The organism is Flavobacterium mesophilum (assembly GCF_039581405.1).
Lineage (GTDB): Bacteria > Bacteroidota > Bacteroidia > Flavobacteriales > Flavobacteriaceae > Flavobacterium.
This window is the reverse complement of sequence record NZ_JBCPXZ010000005.1, coordinates 434,773-459,033: the sequence shown is the minus strand read 5'-3', so window position 1 is coordinate 459,033 and position 24,261 is coordinate 434,773. Positions and strand designations below refer to the sequence as shown.

Genomic DNA, 24,261 nt, shown 5'->3' with positions numbered 1-24,261 from the left:
CTCATATTGTTATTTTAACAAAAGAAAGCACTAAAAACGCCCCATTTTAAACTAAGACTTATATCTTTGTAAGCTAGAATAAAAGCTAAAAATAATGAACAAAGAGAGTAAAAGAAGAGAAGCGCTACTGTATCACGCAGAGCCGACTCCAGGAAAAATTCAGGTAGTTCCAACAAAAAAATACGCAACCCAGAGAGATTTGTCATTGGCATATTCGCCAGGTGTTGCAGAGCCATGTTTAGAAATCGCAGCAAACGTTGAAGACGTTTATAAATATACAGCAAAAGGAAATTTAGTAGCTGTAATTTCAAACGGTACAGCTGTTTTAGGACTTGGAGATATTGGACCTGAGGCAGGGAAACCTGTAATGGAGGGGAAAGGTTTATTATTTAAAATATTCTCTGATATTGACGTTTTTGATATCGAAGTAGATACAAAAAATGTAGAAGAGTTTATCCAGACAGTAAAAAATATCGCTCCAACTTTTGGAGGAATTAATCTTGAAGACATCAAAGCTCCGGAATCTTTCGAAATCGAAAGAAGACTTATCGAAGAATTAGATATTCCGGTAATGCACGATGACCAACACGGAACAGCAATCATTTCTTCGGCTGCTTTAATTAATGCACTTGAATTAGCAGGTAAAAAAGCTGAAGATGTAAAAATGGTTGTTTCTGGTGCAGGATCGGCGGCAATTGCTTGTACAGATTTATATGTTTCATTAGGTGTAAAAGTAGAAAACATCTTAATGTATAATAGTAAAGGACTTTTAACAAAAGACAATCCTTCACTTTCAGACTTACAATTAAAATATGCTATTGATGGTCCAAAGATTGAATTAGCAGAAGCTGTAAAAGGCGCTGACGTTTTCATTGGATTATCTTCAGGAGGTATTTTATCGCCAGAAATGTTATTGACAATGAAAGATAACCCGATTGTTTTTGCAATGGCAAATCCAAATCCGGAAATCGATTATAATTTAGCTGTAGAAACTCGTAAAGATGTTATTATGGCTACAGGACGTTCAGATTTTCCTAATCAGGTTAACAACGTACTTGGATTTCCTTATATTTTTAGAGGAGCACTTGATGTAAGAGCTAGAAAAATTAACGAAGCTATGAAAATGGCTGCGGTAAAAGCTTTGGCGATTTTAGCAAAAGAACCAGTTCCAGAACAAGTTAACGTAGCTTATGGCGCGACAAAACTTGGTTTCGGACAAGAATATATTATCCCTAAACCGTTTGATCCACGTTTGATTACAGTTGTAGCTCCTGCAGTTGCAAAAGCAGCAATGGAATCTGGAGTTGCGAAAAATCCAATTACGGATTGGGCTGCTTATGAAGATAAGCTTCGCGAACGTATGGGTAACGATAATAAAATGGTGCGTTTGATTACAAACCGTGCTAAATTAAATCCTAAAAAAGTTGTTTTTGCAGAGGCTGATCAGTTAAATGTATTAAAAGCGGCACAAATTGTACATGAAGACGGAATTGGTATTCCGGTTTTATTAGGAAATAGAGAAACGATCTTAGAATTAAAAACTGAATTAGGATTTGATGCAGATTTAGAAATCATTGATCCTAAAACAAATGAAGAAGAAGAGAGACGTAATCGTTTTGCAAATTCATATTGGGAAGCAAGAGAAAGAAGAGGTGTTTCGTTACTTGATGCTCAGAAATTTATGCGCGAAAGAAACTATTTCGCTGCGATGATGGTAAACGAAGGCGAAGCAGATGCTGTCGTAACAGGATATTCAAGAAGTTATCCAAGTGTTGTAAAACCAATGCTTCAGTTGGTTGAAAAAGCGCCAGGCGCTTCACTTGTTGCTACTGCAAACATGATGCTTACGGCACGTGGACCAATGTTTTTGTCAGATACAGCAATTAATATCGATCCATCTTCTGAAGATTTAGTAAATATTGCATTGATGACGGCTAAAACAGCAAAAATGTTTGGTATTGAGCCAGTTATTGCAATGGTTTCTTACTCAAACTTTGGGTCTTCAACACATAAAAATGCTTCAAAAGTAAGAGAGGCAGTAGCTTATTTACATAAAAATCATCCAGATATGATTGTAGATGGTGAAATTCAAGCAGATTTTGCTTTAAATTCAGAAATGCTTAAGGAAAAATTCCCATTCTCTAAATTAGCAGGAAAAAAAGTAAATACATTGGTATTCCCTAATTTGGAAGCAGCAAACATTACTTACAAGTTAATGAAAGAATTAAATAAAGCAGGTTCAATTGGCCCAATCATGATGGGGCTTGGCAAACCAGTGCATATTTTCCAATTAGGAGCAAGTGTTGAAGAAATGGTAAATATGGCAGCAATTGCTGTGATTGATGCTCAAGAAAAAGAAAATAAAAAAAATAAATTAGCCCAATAGGCTACAGAAAGGATAAGAGTATTGTCTTACTTTTTATGTATATTTGGTACTATAAATTATTTTTATGATAGCACATTTGCAGGGAAAACTAGTTGAAAAGAATCCCACAGAAGTTGTAATTGATTGTGGTGGAGTGGGATACCATGTAAATATCTCTTTGCATACCTTTTCGTTAATTCCGAATGCTGATTTTATAAAATTGTATACGCATCTTCAAATCAAAGAAGATGCGCATACTTTATTTGGCTTTGTAGAAAAGTCAGAGCGTGAAATATTCAGAATGTTATTGTCGGTTTCTGGTATAGGCGCTAATATTGCGAGGACAATGCTGTCTTCAATAGAACCGAAACAAATTATAAATGCTATTGCATCTGGAGATGTAGCAGTTATTCAGTCAATTAAAGGAATAGGCAGCAAAACTGCCCAGCGAGTTATACTTGATTTGAAAGAAAAAGTGTTAAAATTGTATGATTTGGATGAAGTTTCAGTAATTCAAAACAATACAAACAGAGATGAAGCGTTATCTGCATTGGAAGTTTTAGGATTTGTCCGTAAAGCTTCTGAAAAAGTAGTTGAAAGGATTGTTAAGGAAGATCCAGAAGCTACAGCCGAAACCATCATCAAAAAAGCATTAAAAAGCTTGTAACACAACTAACATAAACCAATTGTATGCGTAAAATTTGTATTTTTTTACTGGTTTTATTTTGCGGCAATGTTTTGCGAGCGCAAGTAAATCCAGCAGTTCAAGATACAACCAAAACTCAGTATTCTACAGGTAAAGTAGAACTGAAAGATCCTCCAAGCATACTGTCGGCATATAAATACGATCCAATATCTGATCGTTATATTTATACAAATTCAGTTGATGGTTTTCCTGTCAATTATCCTATTATTTTAACTCCTAAAGAATATGAGGAATTAGTTTTGAAAGAATCTCGACGAGACTATTTCAAAAAAAAATCCGATGCAATTGATGGAAAAAAAGCAGGCAGTGAAGCGGCAAAGAAGAATCTATTGCCGAGATATTACGTGAATTCAAATTTCTTTGAAAGTGTTTTTGGAAGTAATACAATTGACGTAAAGCCAACAGGTTCAGTTGAAATGGATTTGGGGATACGTTATACAAAACAAGATAATCCTTCATTCTCGCCAAGAAACAGATCCAGTCTAACATTTGACTTTGATCAACGTATCAGCATGAGTTTGATGGGGAAAGTAGGTACAAGATTAGATGTAAATGCGAATTATGACACTCAGTCTACATTTGCTTTTCAAAACTTATTTAAACTTGCCTACACACCTTCAGAAGATGATATTATTCAGAAAGTTGAAGTGGGTAATGTTAGCATGCCTTTGAATAGTACCTTGATTCGTGGCGCACAAAGTTTATTTGGTGTGAAAACGCAATTGCAATTTGGTAGAACAACAATTACGGGTGTTTTCTCTGAACAAAAATCACAAACTAAGAGTGTTGTAGCCGAAGGAGGTGGTACCGTTCAAAACTTTGATTTGTATGCATTAGATTATGACAATGACAGACACTTTTTCTTGTCACAATATTTTAGAGATAAATATGATGAGTCATTAAAAACATATCCTGTAATAAATAGCCGTGTTCAGATTACTCGAATCGAGGTTTGGGTAACTAATAAACAAAATAGAGTAAGTACAACCAGCAACAATCTTCGTAACGTAGTTGCACTTCAGGATTTAGGTGAAGGACGTCTTAGTGATGTGCCAGACAATGAAGTGGTTGTTATCAGTTCAACAACTGGATTCTTTAATCCCTCAAAACCTATTGATTCTCCTGCGGAAAATGAGAACAATGCTTATGATCCTGCGGCAATTGGCCAGCCAGGTTCATTTTTAAATTCGAATATTAGGGAAATTGTTACGGCTAAGTCTGGATTTAACAATACAAATGTTAGTGAAGGAACGGATTATTCGATATTAGAAAATGCTAGAAAATTAACAGCAAACGAATTTACTTTCAACCCACAATTAGGATATATATCGTTGCAACAACGTTTGGCAAATGACGAAATTTTGGCTGTTGCTTACGAATATACTGAAGGGGGCAAAATTTATCAGGTAGGGGAATTTGGAAGTGACGGAGTTGATGCAACTGTTGTGACGGGAAGTAATAATTCGAATCAGGCAATCATTACACAAAGTTTGATTTTGAAAATGCTTAAGAGCAATTTGACAAACGTACAAAATCCGGTTTGGAACTTGATGATGAAAAACGTTTATCAAATTCCGCAAGCTTATCAAATCAAGCAGGATGATTTTAGAATGAATATTTTATATACAGATCCTTCTCCTATAAATTATATTACGCCGGTTACAGGAACTTCTTTTCCATCCAATCCAACAGCAGATAATAAAGTAGATCAAACGCCTTTATTGAATGTGTTTAATTTGGATAAATTGAATTATAATAATGATCCGCAAACTGGAGGAGATGGTTTCTTTGATTATTTGCCTGGTATTACGGTAGATGTTCAAAATGGTAGAATTATCTTTACTACAAAAGAGCCTTTTGGAGAATTGTTGTTTAAAAAATTGCAAAACCAAGGTTCTGGCGAAACCTATAACGATCCAAGTACTTATAATGCGAATCAGCAGAAATACGTGTTTAGAAACATGTATCGTAATACACAATCGGGGGCTTTACAGGATAGTGATAAAAATAAATTCTTGTTGAGAGGAAAATATAAATCTTCAGGAAGTAGCGGAATTCCAATCGGTGCTTTCAACGTGCCTCAAGGATCAGTTGTCGTAATGGCGGCAGGAAGAAGATTGGTTGAAGGAATTGATTATAGTGTCGATTATCAATTAGGACGTGTTCAAATATTAGATCCTTCGCTTCAAGCTTCAAATACACCAATTGAAGTTTCATTAGAGAATAACTCAATTTTTGGGCAACAAACTAGAAGGTTTATAGGATTCAATGTTGAGCATAAAATTTCAGATAAATTTGTTGTAGGAGGTTCTTATTTGAAAATGACTGAAAAGCCATTTACGCAAAAATCAAGCTATGGCCAGGAATCTGTAAACAATACAATTTTTGGATTCAATGGGAATTATGCGACAGAAGTTCCCTTTTTTACTAGATTAGTAAACAAACTGCCTAATATCGATACTGATGTTCCGTCAAATCTTTCGATCCGTGGTGAAGTCGCATTCTTAAAACCTGATGCTCCAAAAGCAAGCGATTTTGAAGGTGAAGCAACTATTTATGTTGATGACTTTGAAGGTTCTCAAACCACTATTGATATGAGATCTGCTTATGCATGGAGTTTGGCTTCGACACCTTTTTTGGGTTCAATAAACGACAATACTTTTAATGCTAATTCTAGTACATTAGATTACGGTTTCAAACGTGCAAAATTGGCATGGTACACGATTGATCCGGTCTTTTATTCTTCAAAACCGAGTGGAATTTCAAATGATGATTTGTCATTAAATACAACCCGAAGAATTTATAGTAAAGAGTTGTATCCAAATACAGATATTGCACAAGGGCAGATTCAAGTAATTAACACGCTTGATTTGACGTATTTCCCATCTGACAGAGGGCCTTATAACAATGATCCAAATTTTGGAACGAACAATCCGTCTTCTAATTTCGGAGGGATTATGCGTTCGTTAAATTCTACGAACTTTGAGCAAGGAAATGTTGAGTATATTCAATTTTGGGTACTAGATCCTTATGTTGGAAATGGACAAGCGCCGGCAAATAATACGGGAAAAATTTATTTCAACTTAGGTGAAATTTCAGAAGATGTTTTAAAAGATGGTAGAAAACAATACGAAAATGGTTTAGGCCCTGATCAAGTAATGGTAAATCCGCAACCACTTTGGGGAGATGTGCCAGCTTCTCAGTCGTTGATTTATGCATTTGACACAAATACAGATAATCGTAAAAACCAAGACGTCGGTCTTGATGGTTTGCCCGATGCTAAGGAAGGTTCTATTTATACTAATTATGCAGGAGAAAATGACCCTGCAGCGGATAATTATACATATTACCTAAATACAGATGGAGATGTCATCAACCGTTATAAAAAATATAATGGAACAGAAGGGAACTCAGCTGTAAGTATCGATGACCCAAATCGTGGATCAACAACATTGCCAGATGTAGAGGATATTAATCGTGACAATACTATGAGTACGATTAATGCTTACTATGAATATAGTGTAGAGCTTAAACCTGGAATGCAAGTTGGGTCAAATTATATTACTGATATCCGTGAAGTAACCAATGTTGAATTACCAAACGGCGGAACAACAACGGCAAGATGGATTCAGTTTAAGATTCCGGTAGCATCACCTCAAAATACAATTGGAAACATATCTGATTTTAGATCGATTCGTTTCATGCGTATGTTCATGACTGGCTTTAATGATCAAATGACAGTTCGTTTTGGAGCATTGGATTTAGTGCGAGGTGAATGGAGAAAATATACAGGAACACTTGATGCAAACGATCCAAATCCAGATGATGATGGCGTTCAGTTTGATGTTGCAGCAGTTAATATTCAGGAAAACGGTACAAAATGTCCTGTAAATTATGTAATGCCTCCTGGAGTTCAAAGAGAGCAATTGTATAACAATAATACCGTAATCAACCAAAATGAGCAGGCTTTAGCCGTTCGAATTGCAGGTAGTGGATTGCAATATTTAGATTCAAGAGCAGTTTTCAAGAATGTGAGTGTTGATATGCGTCAATACAAAAAATTAAAAATGTTTTTGCACGCAGAATCATTGCCAAATGAAGCAAATTTATTAGACGATGAAATGGTTGGTTTTATTCGTTTTGGTAATGACTTTACGCAAAACTATTATCAAGTCGAAATTCCTTTAAAAGTGACGCCAACAGGAGGTTCTTGTACAATAAGCCCAGATTTGGTTTGGATGGAAGAAAACGACATTGATTTAGCGCTTGAATTATTGACTCGTATGAAAATCAAGGCAATGCCTTTGGATGTGAATTCTCCAAAAAGAGATATTAATGGAGTATACTATCCTGATGATGATCCAGATTTGATTTCAAGTGGAGGTGATGGTGACAGTAAATTGAGATTAGGTATTAAAGGAAATCCGAATTTTGGTTTGGTCAGAAATTTAATGGTCGGAGTTAAGAGTAGGACAGATCATAAAGATCTAAAGGGAGAGGTTTGGTTCAATGAGCTTCGAATGTCAGATTTGGACAATAAAGGCGGAATGGCAGCATTGTTGAATGTGGATACCAATATGGCTGATTTTGCAACAGTTTCTGCGACCGGAAGAAAAAGTACAATTGGTTTTGGATCTTTAGAACAAGGCGCAAACGAAAGAGACAGAGAAGATATCCAGCAATATAATATTGTTACCAATTTGAATTTAGGAAAATTAATGCCTCATAAATGGGGAATTAATTTGCCGTTCAATTATGCTATTGGTGAAGAAGTTATTACGCCAGAATATGATCCGTTTAATCAGGATATCAAATTAGATCAATTGATTAAAGAGACTACTGATCCGGCAGAAAAAGACAATATTAGAACTCGTGCAGTAGATTATACAAAACGCAAGAGTATTAACTTTATTGGTGTTAGAAAAGATAGAGCTCCAGAACAAAAACCTCATGTTTATGATGTAGAAAATTTCACGTTTTCACAATCTTATAATGAAGTGGCACGTCATGATTATGAAGTGGAAGATTATCGCGATCAACAATCAAATTCAGCAGTGAATTATGCGTATACTTTTCAGCCAAAAGAAGTTGTACCATTCAAGCAAACTAAATTCATGAAAAAAAGTGATTATTGGAAAATGCTGAGTGATTTCAATTTTAATTATTTGCCTTCAAATATTACATTCAACACCAATATTTTAAGACAAAGCAATCGTCAGCAATATAGACTTGTTGAAGTAGAAGGAATTGGCCTTGATCCGCTTTATAGACGAAATTTTGCCTTTAATTATCAATATGGTTTTGGTTTTAATTTGACCAAATCTTTAAAATTAACATACACAGCGGCTTCGAATAATATTGTGAAAAATTATTTGAATGAAGATAAAACGCCAAAAGAAGATTTTAATATCTGGGACGATTATTTTGATTTAGGAACTCCAAATCAGCACATACAACAGTTAGTGTTGAATTATGAAATTCCGATCAATAAAATTCCAATTTTTAGTTTTGTAAAAGCAAATTATGAATACAAAGCAGATTACAGTTGGCAACGTTCTTCTACTGCAATGGCTGAATTTGTTGATGACAATGGAGTCCAATATAATTTAGGAAATACGATTCAGAATGCAAATTCAAATACGCTCACAACAGCTTTAAATATGAATTTGTTGTATAAATATCTTGGACTTACTCCTGATGCTAAAAAAGCAGCAAAACCTAAACAACCTGTTGGTCCGCCAAAACCAGGAGAAAAGGTGGTAAATACTCAAGCTAAGCCTGCGGTAGCTAATAATAGTCCGTTTTATGACGGTTTGATTGGTGTTTTGACAAGTGTGAAAAATGTTCAAATCAACTATACTAAAAATAGCGGAACCGTATTGCCGGGTTATACGCCTAGTATTGGTTTCTTCGGTACATCAAAACCTACATTAGGATTTATTTTTGGAAGCCAAGATGATGTTCGTTATGAATCTGCAAAAAATGGCTGGTTGACAAATTATGAAAATTTCAACCAAAATTTCACACAGGTTACAAACAAGCTTTTGAAAGTAACAGCAAATGTTGATTTACTGCCAGATTTAAAAATTGATTTGGCTATGGATCGTGCTTATTCGCAAAATTCATCAGAACAATATAGTGTGATAAATGGAGAATATACGCCATTATCACCATATACTTATGGAATGTTTTCGATTTCAACGGTGCTGATTAAAACATCTTTTGCGACAAGCAATGAAACTGAATCTGCTGCGTTTGATGAATTTAGAAATAATCGTCTGGTTATTGCAAACCGTTTGGCTGAAGAACATTATGGTGCGGGAGCTCCAATACCGAGATATGGAGATGCAAACAATCCAATTCCGGCAGTTGGAGATCCAAATTACGCTATTTATACAGCAAATGTTGGTTATCCAATTGGTTTTACAAAAAGTAATCAGTCGGTTTTATTGCCTTCATTTTTGGCAGCATATTCAGGGGGAAATGCATCAAGCAGCTCAACTGATATATTTAGAAGTTTCCCGATTCCAAACTGGAGCATAAAATACAATGGTTTGATGCGCTATAAATATTTCAAAGATAAATTTAGACGTTTCTCATTGCAACACAATTACCGTGCATCGTACACGATTAACCAGTTTAGATCTAATTTTGATTATTATGAAAATCCGAATGGACAAGATGTCAATACGAATTTCTATAATCAAACCATCATGTCAAACGTCAATTTAGTAGAACAATTTAGCCCGCTGATTCGTGTCGATTTTGAGTTGAAAAATTCATTCCGTTTGCTTACAGAAGTTAAAAGAGATCGAGCATTGTCAATGAGTTTTGACAATAATTTGTTGACTGAGGTTAGAGGAGTTGAATATGTTGTTGGTATGGGATACCGTTTCAAAGATGTTATTTTCTCATCTAAATTGGCAGATAGCCCAACAGGAATTATTAAAAGTGACATTAACATAAAAGCTGATTTTTCATATCGAAATAACCAGACATTGGTGCGTTATTTAGATTATGACAATAATCAATTGGCGGCAGGTCAAAATATTTGGGCATTAAAATTAACTGCAGATTATGCTTTCAGCAAAAATTTGACAGCGATATTTTATTATGACCATTCATTTTCAAAAGCAGTTATTTCGACTTCTTTCCCGCTTACAAATATTAGATCAGGATTTACGCTCAGATATAATTTCGGAAATTAAATTTAGGATTCTGAACCAAATTTTATTAGAAGATTATTACATTTGTGACTTAATTATTAAATTATCAATTTTCAAACATACTATTATGAGCATACCAGCAAATTTAAAGTACACAAAAGATCACGAATGGGTTAGCATCGATGGAGATGTTGCGACTGTAGGAATTACTCATTTTGCACAAAAAGAGTTAGGAGATATCGTGTATGTTGAGGTAGAAACTTTAGATCAGACATTAAATAAAGATGAGGTTTTTGGAACTGTTGAGGCTGTAAAAACAGTTTCAGATTTGTTTTTGCCTTTAACAGGTGAAATCATCGCATTCAATGACGATTTAGAAAGCGCTCCAGAAACTGTAAATTCTGATCCTTACGGAGCAGGATGGATGATCAAAATTAAAATTGCTGATGCATCAGAAATAGATTCATTATTGTCTGACGAAGCTTACAAACAACTTATCGGTGCCTAAACAACTTCTTTTAATTTGGGCAATTATTTGTTCAGGTATCATTACTTATTTTTGTTTGACAAATTCAAGTAATATTCCAGCAATAGATTTCCCAAGTATAGATAAGATTGTTCATTTTTGTTTTCATTTTGGATTTACGATTTCATGGATTTTGTTTTTCAAAAAAGAACTTAAGGGGCAACATGCAAATGATTATAAAGCCTATCTGATTTCGTTTATATTTTCAGTTTTCTTCGGAATTACAATTGAAATTATGCAAGGAGTTTTGACGACTACAAGAACTCCAGATGTAACAGATGTTTTAGCCAATACAATTGGTGCGACCGCCGGAGTATTTTCGGCAATAGGTTTTAGGAAGCTGATCGATAAAATAATAGGAATATAATTACCCACTTCGGTGGGTTTTTTATTATCCAAAAATGAAGCCTAATAATAGTGCTGTTTTTTGAATTTAAAATGTATTTTTGTGCCGATCTGATGAAATACAAAAATCATGAACATTAAGCAATACCTTGATTCAACGTATCTTAAAACTGCCTCCCAAGCTGGACTTTCGGAAGCAGAAAATAATGCTGTCGTTGTAAAAGCAATTGAAGAAGCAATTGCAGAAGGATTTAAATTGATCATGATTAGGCCGGAGCATGTTAGTTTGGCTAAAAAAATGATTTCGGAAGCTAGTTCGGCTTTGCTTGTTGGTACTGTAATTGATTTTCCAGAAGGCAAATCAGATTTGGAAACCAAAATTAAAGAGGCGAATGAAGCCATTGAAAATGGAGCAGATGATTTGGATTTTGTCTGCAATTACGAAGCTTTCAAAAATGGAGATGCCACTTTAGTCAAGAATGAGATTTTATTAGGCACGCAAATTGGCTTGGCTCATAACAAAACCGTAAAATGGATTATTGAAACGGCTGCCTTGACAGATAAAGAAATTATCCAGCTTTCTGCTTTGATAAAAAATGTAGTGGTGTCTAATTTTAAAGAAGAGAATTACGCGTCTGTATTTGTAAAGTCATCTACGGGTTTTTATAAAACAGAAAACGATTTGCCAAATGGAGCTACGGTTCCAGTAATTATTATAATGTTAGAAAACGCATCACCATTGCCAATCAAGGCTGCGGGCGGTGTGCGATCATATGAAGATGCAATAGAAATGATTCGTTTAGGTGTTAAACGAATTGGAACTTCGGCGGCAAAAGCAATTGCTGACGGAGGGAATACCCCAAATAAATATTAAATGAAAACCAAAACCTACTTAGCAAACAAAAGCGCCCTTACTTTTGTTTTATTAATAACTTCTTTATTTGCTTTTGCGCAGGAAAATAATGCTACTTCAGTTAAATCTGGATTTACGAGTGAACAGTTTCCCGTTTTTCAGAATTGTGAAAATTTAACCGATAAAAAATTAGAAGATTGCTTTTATAAAGAAGTTCATGATTTTGTTTTTCAAAATTTTGAAGTGCCAGAAAATTTAAAACAAAGCAATTATAAAGGAGAGGTAAAAGTGCTTTTTGAGGTTGATGCAACGGGCGTTTTTAAAGTCATTTATGTAAATACCGGAAATGAGGAATTATCTGAAGCGGCAAAACGCGTTTTTGCAAAGTTCCCAACAATTAAGCCTTCAACTTATAATGGAAAGCCTACGTACTCGAAATACACTATCACAATTAGTATTCCTTTAAAAAGTTCGGAACAATTGGCGGCTGAAGCTTTAGCGGCATCGCAAATTTTAAAGCCCGCCGAAAAGCCGATGACGGAATTGGATAGTATTGTGTACAAAAAATACAATAATCCAGAATTTGACAGTCATTTAAATATTCCTTTTTCTCATAGTTATTACGCACAATTTGATGGCGCTATGAATCAGGTAGGAAGTAATAGTCATACTGCTTCAAAACCTTATACGTACAGCGAGGTTTCAAAATATTATAATTTAAGAGCTGTAAATGAGTCGCTTCAAAAGAAAGCAACAACTTGGTTAGGAAGAAAATGGTGGAATGAAAATTTAGTACAGATTCAAGGAGAAGATTATTGGTTGGCTTTAAACCCTATAGTTGATTTACAACTTGGAAAAGCTTCAGATCTTGATGCTTCTTATACTTATGTAAATACGCGTGCTTTAAATTTTAAAGGCGGACTTGGGAAAAAATTAAACTTTACGACGACTATCTTTGAAAGCCAAGGTCGTTTTGCGGGATATTTTAATGATTATGCTGAATCATTAAAACCGTCGGGCGGAAATCCAGCGATTATTCCTGGAATTGGTATAGCAAAACGTTTTAAAACTGATGCGTATGATTTTCCATTGGCAGAAGCTGATATTACATATGCACCTTATAAGTTTTTTGATCTTCAGTTAGGTTATGGAAGAAATTTTATTGGAGATGGATATCGTTCGTTGCTTGAAGGTGACGGAGCAAGCCCGTATCCGTATTTTAAAATTAATACGACTTTTTGGAAAATCAAATATACAAATACGTACATGTGGCTGAAGGATGTTCGTCCAGAGGTTACTGTAGATAAGACATACGCAACAAAATTTATGGCGAATCACTATTTGAGCTGGAATGTTTCAAATAGATTAAACTTAGGTTTCTTTGAATCAGTTGTTTGGACAGATACAAACAATAGAGGATTTGACGTCAACTTTGTGAACCCAATTATTTTTTACAGAACGGTTGAGTTTACGTCTTCTTCAAGAAGCGGAAATGCAATGCTTGGAATTACTGGGAAATACAAATGGAACAACAGCATCAATTTGTATTCACAGTTTTTAATTGATGAATTTTCAGTTTCTGATGTGAAAGCGGGAGATCAAAGTTGGAAAAACAAATTTGGTTTTCAAATTGGAGGAAAATATTTCAACGCATTTAATGTAAAAGACCTTTTATTTCAGGTAGAATACAATCATGTTCGTCCGTATGTGTACTCGCATAGTGCTGTAATTACAAATTATGGGCATAACAATCAAAGTATTGGGCATCAATGGGGCGGAAACTTCAATGAGCTGGTAGTGATTGGAAGATATCATAAAGGCCGTCTTTTTGGTGATGCCAAATTTAATATTGGAAAACGTGGACTTGATTTTAATACCGCACAGGATAGTTATAATTATGGAGGTGATATCTATAAAAGCTATGACGTAAAACGTCCTTATGATAAAGGGGTGAAAGTGGGTCAAGGAAATAAAACAGATGTTTTTATTGCAGATATCCAAGGAGGTTATTTGATCAACCCAATGACGAATCTAAAATTGTTTGGAAGCTTTATTTATAGAAACTTCGATCCAACTCAAGATACACCAACAACTTTTAAGCAAAGCACTACTTGGTTTACTATCGGATTGCGTTCGGATATTTTCAATTGGTATTTCGATTACTAGAATTTTTATAGGATTTTTCGAAATAAATGTGTTAAAGATTTGCAAGTCCTTATTTTGTAAAGGTTTTATTGAAAAAAATCTAAATTTATAGGTTTAGATTCTACAATCTAATTTGTACATTTGCAGCACTCAAAAAAAATATACAAACAATAAAGGTTTGAACGCTACAAAAAATACAATTTCACTAAAATCAATATTTCTGGATTTCAAAGAGATTACTAAGGCTGGTTTGGCTATTAGTGTTTTGTTCTCTTCAATTGCTGGATATTTATTAGGTGTAAATGATGAACACCCTTTTAAATGGAGTGTTTTGCTTGTTTTGTCAATTGGCGGTTACTGTATGGTTGGAGCATCGAATGCATTCAATCAGGTAATTGAAAAAGATATCGATGCTTTAATGGATCGAACTAAAAACCGTCCAGTTCCTTCTGGGCGCATGTCGCCTAAAATGGCTTTGTTTGTAGCAAGTCTGTTGACGATTACCGGAATCAGTTTGCTTTATACGATCAATGCTAAGTCGGCAATGTTTGCTGCAATTTCTATATTTTTATACACAAGTATCTATACACCATTAAAAACGGTTACTTCATTGTCTGTTTTTGTGGGTGCCTTTCCTGGTGCAATTCCATTTATGTTAGGATGGGTTGCGGCTACAGGCGAATTTGGAATTGAAGCGGGGACATTGTTTTTGATTCAGTTTTTCTGGCAATTCCCTCATTTTTGGGCGATTGGATGGTTTTTGTATGAAGATTATGAAAAAGCTGGAATCTTTATGCTTCCAACAGGAAAGAAAGATAAAGGCACAGCCTTGCAGGTTATTTTGTATACAATTTGGCTTATTATAGCGTCATTGCTTCCGGTTTTGGGTTATACAGGGCAATTGTTTATTTCTCCAATTGCAGCAGTTTTGGTGTTTTTATTAGGATTGTGGATGTTGTTTTATGCGGTAAAGCTGTATCAGTTGAGAACTGCAAAAGCGGCAAGAACGTTGATGCTGGTGAGTGTTTCGTACATTTCGCTATTGCAGATCGTATTTATAGTAGATAAATTTTTAAGATAGTTATGGAAATGACAATTAAAGCAGATGATGAACAATTAAGAAAATCAAAATCGGCAAAACTGATTTTGTTATTCGCCATGGTAAGTATGACCATGATGTTTGCAGGACTTACAAGTGCATTTGTGGTAAGTAAATCAAGAGCCGACTGGTTGAAGGATTTTGAACTTCCATCAGCATTTTATTATAGTACAGCAGTAATTATCGGCTGCAGTATTACTTTTTATTTGGCAAAAAGAGCAATTCAGAAAGACAAAAGAAGTGAAGTTACGGCTTTGCTTTTGGGAACTTTGGCTTTAGGAGTTTTGTTTGTGGTATTACAATTTCAAGGATTTGGACAAATCGTTGAAAAAGGATATTATTTTACAGGACAAGGTAGCTCAATTACTACAACTTTTCTCTATGTAGTTACTGTAACGCACCTATTGCACTTGGCTGGCGGATTAATTTCGCTTTTAATTATAATTTATAATCATTTTAAACAAAAATACAATTCGACTCAAACTCTTGGTATAGAACTAGGTGCGATGTATTGGCACTTTTTGGATTTATTATGGGTATATTTATTTTTATTTTTATATTTCTTTAAATAAGAAAAAAACGTAAATTTGGGAACTTTTTAACGAATATCTTTTATGGAAGCGACAGTTACTACTGCAAATAACAACGAAAAAACTTGGGGAGGCGGAGATGATATCCAACCATTAGGAGCAAGTTATGGTAAAATGATGATGTGGTTTTTCATCGTATCAGATGCCTTAACATTCTCTGGATTCCTTGCTGCTTATGGTTTTTCTAGATTTAAATTTATTGAAACTTGGCCTTTGGCTGATGAAGTGTTTACTCACTTCCCATTTATGCATGGCGTTTCGGCTCCTATGTATTATGTAGCCTTAATGACTTTTATTTTGATTTTCTCATCTGTAACAATGGTTTTGGCTGTTGATGCAGGACATCAATTAAAAAAGACAAAGGTTGCTATTTATATGTTCTTAACTATTATTGGAGGTTTAATTTTCGTTGGTTCTCAAGCTTGGGAGTGGAAAAACTTCATTAAAGGAGAATATGGTGCAGTAGAAACAGCAGGTGGAAGTTTATTACAGTTTGTTGATAAAGATGGTAAAAGAGTTGCTCTTGAAGAGTTTGCTGTAAAATTACCTGAACAAAGAGAAGCACTTTCTAGAGCTAAAGCAAAATGGTTTATGGAAGATGCTGAAACGCAACCAACATATACAGTTGCTGAAGTACAAGCAGGTTTTAAAGCGCACCCTGAATTGTTGATAAGAACAGAACAGATTATTGAAAATAACGGAAAAAAGAGTAAAAAAATTCTAACTAGAGCAGAAGCTGAAACTCGTTTAGCAACTGCAAAATACGTAGTAGAAGGAGCAAACTTAACTAGAAACGAATACGGAAGTAAATTATTTGCTGATTTCTTCTTCTTCATCACTGGATTCCACGGATTCCACGTATTTTCTGGAGTTATCATTAATATCATTATTTTCTTTAATGTATTATTAGGAACTTACGAGAAAAGAAGAAGCTACGAAATGGTGGAGAAAGTTGGATTATACTGGCACTTTGTAGATTTAGTTTGGGTATTCGTATTTACAGTTTTCTACTTAGTTTAATTTTTTAAGATTTATTATTATGGCACACGGTCACGAATACGTATCAAATACAAAAAGAATCTGGTTTGTTTTTGCGTTACTATCAGTAGTAACTACAGTAGAGGTTATTCTTGGTATCTACAAACCTGCAGTTTTAGAAGGTAATCATTTTGTTGGTTTGAATTTGTTAAACTGGATTTTCTATATCCTTACAGTTTTCAAAGCATATTATATTGTATGGGCATTTATGCACATGGAAGGTGAAAAAAGCAGCCTTAGATGGTCTGTTGTATCACCAGTTATTTTCCTAGTTTTATATTTATTGTTTATTCTTTTGACGGAAGGACATTATATTTATGGGGTTTTTAAAGATTCTACTATTAAATGGAATTTTTAACATGATATTAATTCGAAAAGAAGCTCCGATTTACGGAGCTTTTTTTATTTTTGTACCTCAATATTTTCCCGCATAAACAATGAAAAAAAATATAGTTCTCTTTGTACTTTTTGTTTTGCCAATTGTAGCCTATTTGTTTTTTGCTTCTGGTGTAAATAGCTTTACAACACTTCCTGTAATAACACCTAAAGTGGCTGATTTTGGAAATTGGAATTCATTAAACGGAAAAAAAATCTCGCTCAATAAAAAGATTACTGTACTTGGTTTTGGAGGTACAAATATTTTAGAAAACCGAGGAAATTATTTTAATCTAAATGAAAAAATCTACAAACGTTATAACGGTTTTGAAGATCTTCAGTTTGTAGTTTTATGTCCGCTTGGAACTGAAAAAGAAGCTCAAAAAATAGTTGATGCTTTATCTCCTTTTACAGATGTCAAAAATTGGAATTTTGTATTTGCTTCAAAAGAAGAAATTCAAAAGTTTTATGACGGACTTCATTTAAAAGGGAAATTAGATCAGAATCTTGGAAGTCCAAACGTTTATATTGTTGATAAAGAAAGAAATCTGAGAGGTAGAAAAGATAAGAGTGAGTATAAGGAAGGGTATGATACTTTTCATCCGTCTGAGTTGAGCAATGAAATGCTGGATGATTTTAAAATCATTTTATATGAATATCGTGCCGCTCTTAAAAAGAATCACAACGCTACTAAACAACTTTAAATTTTATCTACATGTTTAAAAATAAATCATATATCGGAATTTCGTTTATCGTTCTTATTTTCGGAATTTATGCTGTGCCGAAAATTGTCGATAGAGTAAAAAACGGAGAAGTTGTAAAAGGAAACCGCTTGGATAATGTAGGTTTGAAAGATTCAAAAGACGCAGCTAAATTGTTGACTATTGGACCAGCTCCTAAATTTGAATTGACAAATCAGGACGGTGCAAAAGTTTCAAATGAGACTTATAAAGGAAAAGTTTATGTTTTAGAATTCTTCTTCACCACTTGTCCTTCAATTTGCCCAAAAATGAACTTGAGCATGTTGGAGATTGAAAAAACTTTCTTTGGAAATCCAAACTTCGGAATTGTTTCAATCACTATAGATCCTAATCACGATACGCCAAAGGTCTTAAAAGATCACGCGAAGTTGCTTGGAGTAAAATCGTCAAATTGGAACTTCCTTACGGGCGACAAAGCAACAATTATGGATTTGTCTAACAAAGGATTTAATTTATATGCTGGTGAAAATGACAAAGTGAGCGGTGGTTTTGAGCATTCTGGATTATTTGCTCTAATTGATAAAGACGGAAAAATCAGATGCAGAAAAGATGAATTCGGAAATCCTATTTTATACTATGATGGATTAGATAAAAAAGGAGTTAGAGAAATTCAGGAAGATATTAAAGTATTATTAGCAGAATAAAAATGGAAGATAATTCGATAGAAAAAAAATACAATAAATTTATTATTGCGGTTTCAATTGTAATACCGCTTGTTGTGGCAATTTTGTTTGGTGTCAAACTAAAAGATTTTGGGATCAATGTGGAGCCATTGTCAATGTTGCCTCCAATTTACGCAACGATAAACGGAATAACGGCTGTTGTGTTAGTTTGGGCTGTGATTTCGATTAAGAATGGAAAACGTGTATTGCATGAGCGTTTGATGACTTTTGCAATTGCTTTGTCTGTTGCTTTTTTAGTGATGTATGTTGCGTATCATATGACAGCAGATTCTACTAAGTTTGGAGATGTTAATCATGATGGAGTTCTTGATGCAGTAGAAAGTGCTAAGGTTGGATCGCTTCGATTAGTATATTTCGTTATTTTAATAACTCATATTTTGCTTTCAATAGCAATTATTCCACTTGTACTGATTACTTACGTTAGGGCTTTTGCACAGCGATTTGATAGACATAAAAAAATAGCTAAAATCACTTTTCCAATTTGGTTATACGTTGCTCTAACTGGAGTAGTGGTATTTTTAATGATTTCTCCTTATTATGCTAATTAATAAAAATAAAACTCAATATTTAAACTCAAAATTTCAAACCTTGTTTTTGGGAATTTGTGTTTTCTTTATCGGAATTTCAGCAAATGCTCAATGTGCTATGTGTCGCGCAGCATTGGCGGGAGATTCAAATACTAAAAAAGCAGAAGCAGTAAATGATGGAATTGTTTATCTAATGGTAATTCCGTATTTGTTAGTTGGTATAATTGGTTATCTGATTTACAGAATGTATCAATCTAAAAAGAAAAAAGCAGTCTAATTAGACTGCTTTTTTTATTTTAATCCGTTTACTGAAACATTCACCGTTCCGTTTATTTTGATGAAAGCTATAATGGCTTGATTGGTTAATTGGATTTTATCAAACTGAATATCTTCCATTTTTCCGTTTACAAAAACGCCTGGCATCGGAGAGTAGTTTTTAAGATACGAAGCCAAGCTTTTTTTTCCTTCTTCTAAATTCGGCTGAATCGAATAACGGCAACTTTCTTCCATCTTTCTCAAGATATAACCTTGCCCAAGCCAGCTTGCAGTTCGCATCAATTTGCTTTTGGTATCTAAAACATAATCAAGTTTGTCAAAATAGATTTCTTTTGTTTGTGGATTGTACTGCGGAAAGCCGTTTAGATATAAGGTTCCGTTTACTGATCCTAAAACATCTAAAGCAATAACCATTTTTCCGTCTTTATGCCAAATCGAGACATTTTTTACGGTCACCTTTTTGCTTCCGGATCCAAATTCCTGATCGGCAAAATTTTTGGTCATTATTTTTGAAGCATCCGTGTAGGTAGAAATAGCGGCAATGTTAGCAGCAATTTGATTTGGAATTTTGGCAACAGGTTTCAAGACGATTTTATTCGCATTGAATTTAGATTCCGGTTGTTTTCCCACAATGGTTTCCATGTTGCATTTCATTCCCATATCTAATAAAAAAGAATCATTTTTCAACTTCGCATTTGTTGAATAAACTTCTACAGGAGCAATTCTCAACCAGCTTTCATACGTATCGCTCATTTGAAAAGGCGTACAGATTTTTTCCAAAGCAGCTAAAACATTCGGTTTGAAATCCATCGATTTTTCAATGGATTCGTCTATTTTCTTTTCGATTTTTGATTTGAAAATTGAAATCGCGGGATTTATTAAATAAGTAATTGGCATGCTTTTTCCGAAAACCATCATAGTTGGACTTTCGTTCCAATCTAATGATTTGAATTCAGTTTTAGTGTTTAGTTTCCAATTCGTCAAAGCAACATCGCTCGACAGTGTAATGACGCCATTTAAATTGAATTCACGAGTATCATAGAGTTCAACACCTAATTTTTTTGTTCCAATTCTGTATTTTACAGTTGCTTTTAAGGGCAAAATAGTTTTGATCTTTTTATCAGGCGATGCTGGATCATTTTGAATTTTAATAGGTGCCTGTTTCCAAACTTTCATTTCAATATCATCATCTTCGATATTGTTGTCTTCATAAATCAATCCATTTAAAAGACCATTCGTCTGATTTTCGATATCAGCCAATTTTACGGTTATGGGCAAATTAATAAATGACGGACTCGCATCATAAACTAAAGGACTTGCGTCATCGGGTTCCGGTTTTAAAGTTTCTAATTTTTGAGATGTAGAACAGCCAGCAAGGATTGCAGAGGCAGTAAATAAAGCGAAAATTGAAGTAAGCTTCATTGGTACAATTTTTTTTAGTGACACAAAATTAAGAAAACAATTAAATAATTGTAAAAAAGTGTAACAATTGCAAAAGTATGCCGTCTTATTTAAATATTAAAATCAAATTATTAACGTTTTGTTATCATAATTTACTTATAAAAAATATTATTATTGTTTTAAAAAATTAACAATACCATGATTGAAATCAAAGATTTGCATAAATCCTATAAAATGGGTAGTTCAGAACTGCATGTGTTAAAAGGCATAAATTTTAATATTGAAGAAGGCGAGCTGGTAGCTATCATGGGATCTTCAGGATCTGGAAAATCGACGCTTCTTAACATTTTAGGAATCCTAGATGAAGCTGATTCTGGAAGTTATATTTTGGATAAAACTCCTATTAAAAAACTGAACGAAACAATTGCGTCTAAATACCGCAATAAATTTTTAGGTTTTGTGTTTCAGTCTTTTAATTTGATCAACTATAAAAGTGCGCTTGATAATGTGGCAATGCCATTGTATTATCAAGGTGTGAAAAGAAAAGAACGTTACGACATTGCAATGAAATATTTGGAGAAGGTTGGTTTGGGTTCGCACTCACATCACTTGCCAAATGAGCTTTCAGGAGGTCAAAAACAACGTGTTGCAATTGCAAGAGCCTTAGCTTCAAATCCAAAAGTTTTGCTTGCGGATGAGCCTACGGGAGCTTTGGATACCAAAACTTCTTATGAAGTAATGGAGCTTATTCAAGGTATTAACGATGAAGGTAAAACTATTTTGATCGTTACACACGAGCCGGATATTGCCGCTATGTGCAAGAGAAATGTGGTCCTGAAAGACGGATTAATTATCGATGACAAAAAAGTAGAACAAGTTAGAGCTTCATCTTATGTTTAATATTGAGCGTTGGCAAGAAATATTTGAAGCGATCTCCAAAAACCGGTTGCGAACATTTTTGACTGGAGTTTCAGTCGCATCTGGAATTTTTATTTTGGTGATTTTGCTTGGAGCTGGAAAAGGGCTTCAAAATGGAATTGAAAAACAGTTTGAGCGCGATGCCGCCGGACTTATTGAGGTTTGGTCTGGAACGACAACAAAAGAATACAAAGGATTAAATCCGGGAAGACAAATTCAGCTTAGAAATAGTGATTATAATCAATCTGTTCAAAAATTTGAAGATAAATTAGATTTACGTTCTGCTTCATATAATTTTTGGGGTGGTACGATTTCTTATGGTAAAGAATCTGCAAGTTATCAATTCAGAGGAGTAGATCCTGATCATGGTTCAGTAGAAAACCTTACCGTTGTTCAAGGCCGATTTATAAATAGTAACGATTTGGCTAACAATGAAAAAGTAGCGGCGATTGGGATGAAAGTAAAAACAGATTTGTTTAAAGATAAAGACGCTTTAGGTAAGGAAATCGCAATCAATAATGTCAATTTTAAAGTAGTGGGTGTTTTTACAGATCCTGGAGGAGAAAGAGAGGAATCCAGAGCGTATTTGCCTAGAACTACGGTGCAAAGAGCTTTTGGGGGAGGTGATAAAATTAGTTATATGTCTTTTAACTTAAAGAAAACAAAGGATTATGATGAAGCTTTGGCTGAATCAGAAAAGTTTACTCAAGATGTAAAGGCGCTACTTAAAAGTAAAAATATGGTCGCGCCAGATGATGATAGCGGAATTGGTGCATATAATTCAGTAAAAGATGCAAAGCAATTTTATGATTTAAATTTATATATAAGATTATTCTTTTGGTGGGTTGGTATTTGTACAATCATTGCAGGGGTTGTTGGTGTAAGTAATATCATGCTGATTATAGTGAAAGAAAGAACAAAAGAAATTGGAATTAGAAAAGCCTTGGGAGCATCTCCATTTTCTATTATTTCAATGATACTTCATGAGTCAATTTTTATTACCACAATTGCTGGCTTTACCGGATTACTAGCTAGTTTATTATTGCTGGAATTTGTTGGGCCAATGGTGCAGAGTGAATATTTCAGAAATCCAGAAGTTGATTTTAGTGTAGCTTTAACTACGCTTGTATTATTGGTATTTGCCGGAGCTATCGCTGGATTTTTCCCAGCTTATAGAGCAGCCAAAATTAAACCTATTGTAGCACTTAGAGACGAATAATTATGTTTAAGAAAGATAATTGGGACGAGATTTTACAGGCCTTGACTGCAAATCCTTTTAGGACAATCTTGACAGCATTTGGAGTATTTTGGGGAATCTTCATTTTGGTGATTTTGCTTGCTGCAGGTAATGGTCTGGAAAATGGAATTAAAAAAGGTTTTGATGGAATTGCTACAAACACCATGTTTATGTGGAGCCAAACGACGTCTAAAGCCTATAAAGGTTTGCCAAAAACACGCCGATATGATTTTAGAAACAGCGATGTCGCCGCTTTAAGAGCTGCATTGCCAGATTTATTATATGTTTCGCCAAGAAATCAGTTAGGAGATTTTAACGGAACAAATAATGTGGTGCGAGGAACAAAAACTTCTGCATTTACGATTTATGGCGATTATCCAGAACTGATTAAGCAACAGCCGATGGATATCATAAAAGGCCGTTTTGTAAACCAAAAAGATATTGAAGGTAAAAGAAAGGTTTGCGTAATTGGTCAAGGTGTTATCAGCGAACTTTATGGAAAAGAGGAAGAAGCCGTTGGAACTTACATTAAAATTAACGGAATAAATTTCATGGTTGTTGGGATTTATAAATCAAAACAACAAGGCGGAAATGCGGAACAAGAGCAGAAAAACATTTTTATTCCGTTTACGACTTTTCAGCAAGCATTTAATTATGGAGATAAAGTAGGATGGATGGCAATTACGGCAAAAGATGAAACTTCGATTACCGACTTAAAACCAAAAATCCTTGAAATAATTAAAGCATTACATTCGATAAATCCTGCAGATGACAGAGCAGTAGGTAATTTTGATTTGTACGAGCAGTTTAACAAAGTGCAAAGTTTGTTTAATATCTTGAAAATCATTGCTTATTTTGTTGGAATTCTGGTTCTGATTTCTGGAGTAATCGGGATTTCGAATATTATGCTTATTGTAGTTAAAGAGCGTACAAAAGAAATAGGAATTCGAAGAGCCTTAGGAGCTACTCCTGGAGCGATTCGCGGACAAATTTTATCAGAATCTATCTTTTTGACTATTATTTCAGGAATGCTTGGAATAGCCGTCGCCACCGGAATCATAGCTGTGCTAAATATGATTTTGGATTCGATGCCGGCTGACAGCAATACAATGTTCGCTAGTCCGAGTGTAGATTTAGGAGTTGTATTTGTTGCCTTATTAATATTAGTAGGTTCAGGTTTGCTGGCTGGATTTATTCCTGCACAAATCGCAATTAATGTAAAGCCAGTTGACGCTTTACGAACAGAATAA

At 34.4% G+C, this 24,261-nt stretch carries 19 protein-coding genes; 18 read left to right on the top strand and 1 reads right to left on the bottom strand.

Features of this window, described 5'->3' with window-relative positions; genetic code table 11:
* Nucleotides 1–94 precede the first annotated feature (94 nt).
* From AAYQ19_RS17710 to AAYQ19_RS17640, 15 genes are all read left to right on the top strand, one after another.
* On the top strand, nucleotides 95–2,386 hold the full coding sequence (locus AAYQ19_RS17710; protein WP_343538064.1) for an NADP-dependent malic enzyme: 2,292 nt from the start codon (nucleotides 95–97) through the stop codon (nucleotides 2,384–2,386).
* A gap of 64 nt (nucleotides 2,387–2,450) precedes the next feature.
* Entirely contained in the window at nucleotides 2,451–3,032 is a 582-nt protein-coding gene (gene ruvA, locus AAYQ19_RS17705; protein ID WP_320569900.1) for a Holliday junction branch migration protein RuvA, read from the top strand.
* A gap of 23 nt (nucleotides 3,033–3,055) precedes the next feature.
* Nucleotides 3,056–10,279, top strand: a complete 7,224-nt coding sequence (gene sov / locus AAYQ19_RS17700; RefSeq protein ID WP_343538062.1) for a T9SS outer membrane translocon Sov/SprA — start codon at nucleotides 3,056–3,058, stop codon at nucleotides 10,277–10,279.
* 85 nt (nucleotides 10,280–10,364) lie between these two features.
* Nucleotides 10,365–10,745: a glycine cleavage system protein GcvH gene (gene gcvH, locus AAYQ19_RS17695; protein WP_343538061.1), complete on the top strand. Its 381-nt coding sequence runs from the start codon at nucleotides 10,365–10,367 to the stop codon at nucleotides 10,743–10,745.
* A complete protein-coding gene (locus AAYQ19_RS17690; protein WP_343538059.1) occupies nucleotides 10,738–11,130 on the top strand; it encodes a VanZ family protein in 393 nt (130 codons plus the stop codon). Before gcvH ends, AAYQ19_RS17690 begins: the two co-directional genes overlap by 8 nt.
* 108 nt (nucleotides 11,131–11,238) lie before the next feature.
* A complete protein-coding gene (deoC, locus tag AAYQ19_RS17685) occupies nucleotides 11,239–11,982 on the top strand; it encodes a deoxyribose-phosphate aldolase (protein WP_343538057.1) in 744 nt (247 codons plus the stop codon).
* Nucleotides 11,983–14,127 (top strand): gliding motility outer membrane protein RemB, encoded by a 2,145-nt coding sequence (gene remB / locus AAYQ19_RS17680; RefSeq protein ID WP_343538055.1) that lies wholly within the window; start codon nucleotides 11,983–11,985, stop codon nucleotides 14,125–14,127.
* Between the two features lie 157 nt (nucleotides 14,128–14,284).
* Complete coding sequence (cyoE, locus tag AAYQ19_RS17675) at nucleotides 14,285–15,187, top strand: heme o synthase (protein ID WP_343538054.1); 903 nt, start codon at nucleotides 14,285–14,287, stop codon at nucleotides 15,185–15,187.
* Nucleotides 15,188–15,189: 2 nt separating this feature from the next.
* Nucleotides 15,190–15,777: a cytochrome c oxidase subunit 3 gene (locus AAYQ19_RS17670; protein WP_343538053.1), complete on the top strand. Its 588-nt coding sequence runs from the start codon at nucleotides 15,190–15,192 to the stop codon at nucleotides 15,775–15,777.
* Nucleotides 15,778–15,819: 42 nt separating this feature from the next.
* Complete coding sequence (locus AAYQ19_RS17665) at nucleotides 15,820–16,815, top strand: cytochrome c oxidase subunit 3 (RefSeq protein WP_343538052.1); 996 nt, start codon at nucleotides 15,820–15,822, stop codon at nucleotides 16,813–16,815.
* Between the two features lie 19 nt (nucleotides 16,816–16,834).
* Nucleotides 16,835–17,191 carry a cytochrome C oxidase subunit IV family protein gene (locus AAYQ19_RS17660; protein WP_343538051.1) on the top strand — a complete coding sequence of 119 codons (357 nt, stop codon included), beginning with the start codon at nucleotides 16,835–16,837 and terminating at the stop codon, nucleotides 17,189–17,191.
* A 79-nt stretch (nucleotides 17,192–17,270) separates the two neighbouring features.
* Complete coding sequence (locus tag AAYQ19_RS17655; RefSeq protein ID WP_343538050.1) at nucleotides 17,271–17,912, top strand: hypothetical protein; 642 nt, start codon at nucleotides 17,271–17,273, stop codon at nucleotides 17,910–17,912.
* An 11-nt stretch (nucleotides 17,913–17,923) separates the two neighbouring features.
* The gene (locus tag AAYQ19_RS17650; protein ID WP_343538048.1) at nucleotides 17,924–18,613 is read left to right on the top strand and encodes an SCO family protein; all 690 of its coding nucleotides are present in this window, start codon (nucleotides 17,924–17,926) and stop codon (nucleotides 18,611–18,613) included.
* Between the two features lie 2 nt (nucleotides 18,614–18,615).
* The gene (locus AAYQ19_RS17645; protein WP_343538046.1) at nucleotides 18,616–19,200 is read left to right on the top strand and encodes a DUF420 domain-containing protein; all 585 of its coding nucleotides are present in this window, start codon (nucleotides 18,616–18,618) and stop codon (nucleotides 19,198–19,200) included.
* The gene (locus tag AAYQ19_RS17640) at nucleotides 19,190–19,456 is read left to right on the top strand and encodes a CAMCR motif-containing small membrane protein (protein WP_343538044.1); all 267 of its coding nucleotides are present in this window, start codon (nucleotides 19,190–19,192) and stop codon (nucleotides 19,454–19,456) included. Before AAYQ19_RS17645 ends, AAYQ19_RS17640 begins: the two co-directional genes overlap by 11 nt.
* A 14-nt stretch (nucleotides 19,457–19,470) precedes the next feature.
* On the opposite strand, the gene AAYQ19_RS17635 is transcribed toward AAYQ19_RS17640, so the two are convergent.
* Nucleotides 19,471–20,877 (bottom strand): DUF4403 family protein, encoded by a 1,407-nt coding sequence (locus AAYQ19_RS17635; RefSeq protein ID WP_343538043.1) that lies wholly within the window; start codon nucleotides 20,875–20,877, stop codon nucleotides 19,471–19,473.
* A gap of 177 nt (nucleotides 20,878–21,054) precedes the next feature.
* Here AAYQ19_RS17635 and AAYQ19_RS17630 point away from each other — a divergent pair, with 177 nt between their 5' ends.
* The 3 genes from AAYQ19_RS17630 to AAYQ19_RS17620 are packed head-to-tail and all read left to right on the top strand — an operon-like array spanning nucleotide 21,055 to nucleotide 24,261.
* The gene (locus tag AAYQ19_RS17630) at nucleotides 21,055–21,756 is read left to right on the top strand and encodes an ABC transporter ATP-binding protein (protein WP_343538041.1); all 702 of its coding nucleotides are present in this window, start codon (nucleotides 21,055–21,057) and stop codon (nucleotides 21,754–21,756) included.
* Nucleotides 21,749–22,993 carry an ABC transporter permease gene (locus AAYQ19_RS17625; protein WP_343538039.1) on the top strand — a complete coding sequence of 415 codons (1,245 nt, stop codon included), beginning with the start codon at nucleotides 21,749–21,751 and terminating at the stop codon, nucleotides 22,991–22,993. Before AAYQ19_RS17630 ends, AAYQ19_RS17625 begins: the two co-directional genes overlap by 8 nt.
* A gap of 2 nt (nucleotides 22,994–22,995) precedes the next feature.
* On the top strand, nucleotides 22,996–24,261 hold the full coding sequence (locus AAYQ19_RS17620) for an ABC transporter permease (RefSeq protein WP_343538038.1): 1,266 nt from the start codon (nucleotides 22,996–22,998) through the stop codon (nucleotides 24,259–24,261).

Bases quoted from the DNA above. Each gene is read 5' to 3' on its own strand.
- AAYQ19_RS17710 (WP_343538064.1), top strand. From the start codon at position 95: ATGAACAAAGAGAGTAAAAGAAGAGAAGCGCTACTGTATCACGCAGAG.
- ruvA (WP_320569900.1), top strand. From the start codon at position 2,451: ATGATAGCACATTTGCAGGGAAAACTAGTTGAAAAGAATCCCACAGAA.
- sov (WP_343538062.1), top strand. From the start codon at position 3,056: ATGCGTAAAATTTGTATTTTTTTACTGGTTTTATTTTGCGGCAATGTT.
- gcvH (WP_343538061.1), top strand. From the start codon at position 10,365: ATGAGCATACCAGCAAATTTAAAGTACACAAAAGATCACGAATGGGTT.
- deoC (WP_343538057.1), top strand. From the start codon at position 11,239: ATGAACATTAAGCAATACCTTGATTCAACGTATCTTAAAACTGCCTCC.
- remB (WP_343538055.1), top strand. From the start codon at position 11,983: ATGAAAACCAAAACCTACTTAGCAAACAAAAGCGCCCTTACTTTTGTT.
- AAYQ19_RS17670 (WP_343538053.1), top strand. From the start codon at position 15,190: ATGGAAATGACAATTAAAGCAGATGATGAACAATTAAGAAAATCAAAA.
- AAYQ19_RS17665 (WP_343538052.1), top strand. From the start codon at position 15,820: ATGGAAGCGACAGTTACTACTGCAAATAACAACGAAAAAACTTGGGGA.
- AAYQ19_RS17660 (WP_343538051.1), top strand. From the start codon at position 16,835: ATGGCACACGGTCACGAATACGTATCAAATACAAAAAGAATCTGGTTT.
- AAYQ19_RS17655 (WP_343538050.1), top strand. From the start codon at position 17,271: ATGAAAAAAAATATAGTTCTCTTTGTACTTTTTGTTTTGCCAATTGTA.
- AAYQ19_RS17650 (WP_343538048.1), top strand. From the start codon at position 17,924: ATGTTTAAAAATAAATCATATATCGGAATTTCGTTTATCGTTCTTATT.
- AAYQ19_RS17645 (WP_343538046.1), top strand. From the start codon at position 18,616: ATGGAAGATAATTCGATAGAAAAAAAATACAATAAATTTATTATTGCG.
- AAYQ19_RS17640 (WP_343538044.1), top strand. From the start codon at position 19,190: ATGCTAATTAATAAAAATAAAACTCAATATTTAAACTCAAAATTTCAA.
- AAYQ19_RS17635 (WP_343538043.1), bottom strand. From the start codon at position 20,877: ATGAAGCTTACTTCAATTTTCGCTTTATTTACTGCCTCTGCAATCCTT.
- AAYQ19_RS17630 (WP_343538041.1), top strand. From the start codon at position 21,055: ATGATTGAAATCAAAGATTTGCATAAATCCTATAAAATGGGTAGTTCA.
- AAYQ19_RS17625 (WP_343538039.1), top strand. From the start codon at position 21,749: ATGTTTAATATTGAGCGTTGGCAAGAAATATTTGAAGCGATCTCCAAA.
- AAYQ19_RS17620 (WP_343538038.1), top strand. From the start codon at position 22,996: ATGTTTAAGAAAGATAATTGGGACGAGATTTTACAGGCCTTGACTGCA.